This is a genomic window from Thermoflexus sp., assembly GCF_042408365.1.
Lineage (GTDB): Bacteria > Chloroflexota > Anaerolineae > Thermoflexales > Thermoflexaceae > Thermoflexus.
Genome location: NZ_JBHOQJ010000055.1, coordinates 1 through 3,740, shown reverse-complemented (window position 1 = coordinate 3,740; position 3,740 = coordinate 1). Strand labels below are relative to the sequence as shown.

Here is a 3,740-nt window from a genome sequence, read left to right as displayed (position 1 = left end):
TGGACGAGCCGTTGGGGTCCCTGGATCGGGCGCTGCGGGAGCAGCTGATGGGGGAGATCCGGGAGATCCTGAAAGCGGAGCGGATGACCGCCCTCTATGTGACCCACGATCAGAGCGAGGCGATGGCGGTGGCCGATCGGGTGTTGATCCTCCATCAAGGCCGGGTCGAGCAGATCGGGACACCGGAGGCTTTATATCAAGACCCTGCGACCCCTTTCGTCGCCCGCTTCCTCGACCTGGGCACCTTGGTGGAGGGGGAGGTCATCGCCGTCGGGGAGATCGCTCGCGTCCGGACCCCGCTCGGTCCGCTGCAAGGCCGCCCGCGAGGGCCCCTGCGGCCGCACGCTCGAGCGTTCGTGCTGATCCGCCATACCTTCCAGGCGGGGGCGACGGGGCCCTTCAATGAGGTGGCCGGCGAGGTGATCGCCCGCGTCTTTCGAGGGCTCTATGTGGAGCTGTGGCTGCGGATCGGGGAGGGACAGCTTCGCCTGTGGTTCCCCATGAACCGGCTGCAGGCGCGCCCAGGCGATCGGCTTGCATTAACTATCCCAGCGGCGGATGTCTTGATCTGGCCGCTGGCGTAGGGGCGTTCGCGTCCCCCGGTAGGGGCAGGCGCAGGGGGTGCGCCTACAACAGCCGGCAGGGGCATCCCTGATGGGTGCCCGAAAGGTTCCCAAAAACCCTCAGGGGTTTGCTATAATTGATAGTGTCCGGAGGGGTGGCCGAGTGGACGAAGGCGCGCGCCTGGAGAGCGCGTAGGGGTGTTTCTGCCCCTCGTGGGTTCGAATCCCACCCCCTCCGCCAGCCACCTGGGCCCCTGAGCGCGTCGATCCCCCCTCAGGGGCCCAGGTCGTTTTTCAAGCTGGAAACCGCCGGATGACGTTCGGGGGAGAACTTGAAGACACGCCGCCCAAAGATCGCTGACACTTCGGCATTTCTGCGGATCATCGGGAGGTCGGGCATCCCCGAGCCGGCGACCGGTCTCCTCCCTCCGATCTCCCCGCACCCTCTCGACCACCGGACGGGTTCGCCGACATCATGCCCTCCAAAGCCAAAGGAAGCGCTTTTCGCTCCCCCCAAAGCTCCACAGCTCATCCGGTTCCAACTCATCCCCTTCCGGAGCGGGAATTAAGGGTGGCCCGGATGGGGGGATGGGCGCGCTTTTTTAAGCCGCGCGATCCGGGTGGGACGGCTCACCCCCAACAGCCGTTGCACCGCCCGCATGCTGGCCCGCTCCTTTTGCTCCTTAGTGTAAGCACTTTGGACTTCAGAACCCGGCTGGCGCCGCAATCTTTACACAAGGATTTGGGGCCCCCGCGGGCATTGCGTCCGTTGCGGACGATGTCCGGGCCGCCACAACGGGTGCATCGGTAGATCACTGTCTCCCGAATCATCCCCACCCCTGTCTCTAAAACCCTAAAGCAAACTCACCCTATACTCACCGCCACCGTCGCCCACACCCCTGCCCAAACCCCGATGGGAGTGGTGCTGGTGGAGCGAAGGACCTCTCTCGAGCGCCCTCGCCCGCAGGCACCCGGTCGCCCCCCTCGTCCCTTCCCAGATTGTTCCACAGCACAGGAAGGGAAGGAAGCGGACATGGGGCATGAGCAGGCCGCCATCCTTCGCTCTATATTTGACAACCCAGATCCAACTGAGTAAAATGATTATAACCAACCCAAATCAAACGCAAGGATGGGGGGGATGCAACGCAGGTGGGGAATTCGAAGAGGGACTTCGGCGCTCGCGCTGATGGGCATCCTCCTGGGGATGTTCTTCCATTCGGGAAGCCCTCAAAGCGCTTCCAGCCTCCTCCTGGGCCCCGGCTCCCCAGTCGAGGCGGCCGAGACAGCCGCCACTTATCGCGTGTTCCTACCCCTGGTTCTCCGCGCGCCCGCCAGCGCCCTTCCGGAATGGCTCTCCCGCCTGAACGCCTATCGGGCCATGGCCGGGTTGCCGCCGGTGGCCGAGAACCCCGAATGGAACGAGGGCTGCAGCCAGCACGCCCGATATATGGTGAAGAACGACGTGATCACCCATCGGGAAGATCCTAACAACCCCTGGTATACCCCGGAAGGTGACACGTGTGGACGTAACGCGAACGTGATGGTCAGCTCCAACGCCACGGCCTCTGACGCCTATGCCATCGATGTGTGGATGCAGGCCCCCTTCCACGCCGTGGGGATGCTGGATCCCCGGCTGATGCGGGTGGGATATGGTTCGTATCGGGAGGCGGATGGCGGATGGCAGATGGGGGCCGCCTTGGATGTGATCCGCGGGCTGGGAACCAGCGTGGCCGGCGTCTCCCTCCCGATCCGCTGGCCGGGCGACGGCAGCACCACCTCGCTGCGCGCCTTTCGGGTCGGGGAATATCCGGACCCCCTGGCCCACTGTCGTTACACGGCCCCCACGGGCGTCCCCATCCTGTTGCTGTTGGGAACCGGCTCCCTGACCCCCAATGTAACCGCTCATAGCCTGAAGCGCGATGAAGTCCCGGTGGAACATTGTGTGTTCGACGAGACGACTTACACCAACCCGACCGATCCAAATCAGCAACAGCTCGGACGTCTGATCCTGGACAGTCGGGATGCGATTGTGATCCTCCCCAAAGATCCGCTCTCCCCTGGATCCCGCTACACGGTCTCCGTCACGGTGAACGGGCAGACCTATACCTGGTCGTTCTACGTCGCCTCGAGCGGCATCCAGGCGGCCGCTGGACAAGAGCAAGACGTAAAGATCCGCTGAAGGCCCGGCGCTCCGTAGCCTCGGAACGAAGGAGATCGTTATGTCATGGCGTGGACGATGGATCGCAGGAACCGGCTGGGTGGCTTCCATAGCGCTCGCCTGGATCCTTTACGGGGTTTCCGAGGGGTCCGGGGTGGCCTCGCTCTCCAACGCGAACCTGTCCACCACCCCTCCGCCCGCTTACCGAGCGGAAGCCACCTACCGGGTCTATCTTCCTCTCATCTCCCGCGCGATCTGCCAGCCGATACCGGGGGCCTCTTACGACACCTTCCCGGTAATCCATCCCGTCTCCTTCAACGTCGCCGACAACCCGGATTACAACCTGCTCCTCCTGGGCTATGTGCCCGTCAACGAGTACAAGGGGCTCGTCGATTATGCCGGGGGGTTCGACCCCAACGCGCCGCAGTTCCGCTTCCTCTTCGGCGATCATCGGATCCCGGTTTTCCGAAACGTCTACAAGAACAACGGCTGGGACTGGCAAAACCATCGGCGGCTGCCCCCGCCGGATGGCTGGCCCCCGGTCAGCGTCGCGGGCTTCGCGGTGAGCCCCGGCGAGGTGATCTACGTCCCGGACAGCGGCTACGACATCGGAAACGGGTTCGACGCCTTGGTCCTGTATGCGGACCCCCAACAGATCACGCTGAAATACACCGGCGAAGACAGCACAGCGCGAGGATACACCGTCTATATCACCGGCATCTGCGTGGAGCCTTCCCTGCTCGCGCTCTATCAACAGTGGAACGCCAACGGGCGGGGGCGGCTGCCCGCGGTGCGGGGCGGGCAGCCCATCGGCCGCGCGCGGGGCGTTCAGATCGATGTGGGGGTGCGGGACAACAACGCGTTTATGGACCCGCGGTCCCGTAAGGATTGGTGGCAGCGGTGATCTGCTCGCTGCGTTTGGGAGGAAGATCCTCTCCCTTCCATCGGGGATCACCCCGCACACAGCTGGTGCGCCAAAATTCGTGGGGTTTCCATGCGGGGCGGGCCGCATAAGCGGC

Annotated in this window: 2 protein-coding genes, 1 tRNA gene and 1 pseudogene; all 4 read left to right on the top strand. The window is 64.3% G+C overall.

All coding sequences use genetic code 11. From position 1 onward, the window contains the following. Positions 1-584: pseudogene (locus ACFMO5_RS02490) on the top strand (ABC transporter ATP-binding protein); the annotation flags it as partial. A gap of 128 nt (positions 585-712) precedes the next feature. Then, a tRNA-Ser gene (locus tag ACFMO5_RS02485) sits at positions 713-804 on the top strand. A gap of 897 nt (positions 805-1,701) precedes the next feature. Next, positions 1,702-2,742 carry a CAP domain-containing protein gene (locus ACFMO5_RS02480; RefSeq protein WP_376791193.1) on the top strand — a complete coding sequence of 347 codons (1,041 nt, stop codon included), beginning with the start codon at positions 1,702-1,704 and terminating at the stop codon, positions 2,740-2,742. A 40-nt stretch (positions 2,743-2,782) separates the two neighbouring features. Beyond that, on the top strand, positions 2,783-3,625 hold the full coding sequence (locus ACFMO5_RS02475; protein WP_376791192.1) for a hypothetical protein: 843 nt from the start codon (positions 2,783-2,785) through the stop codon (positions 3,623-3,625). Positions 3,626-3,740 lie beyond the last annotated feature (115 nt).

What these genes read in the sequence shown, in the direction of transcription:
- ACFMO5_RS02480 (WP_376791193.1), top strand. Translation starts at nt 1,702, where the DNA reads ATGCAACGCAGGTGGGGAATTCGAAGAGGGACTTCGGCGCTCGCGCTG.
- ACFMO5_RS02475 (WP_376791192.1), top strand. Translation starts at nt 2,783, where the DNA reads ATGTCATGGCGTGGACGATGGATCGCAGGAACCGGCTGGGTGGCTTCC.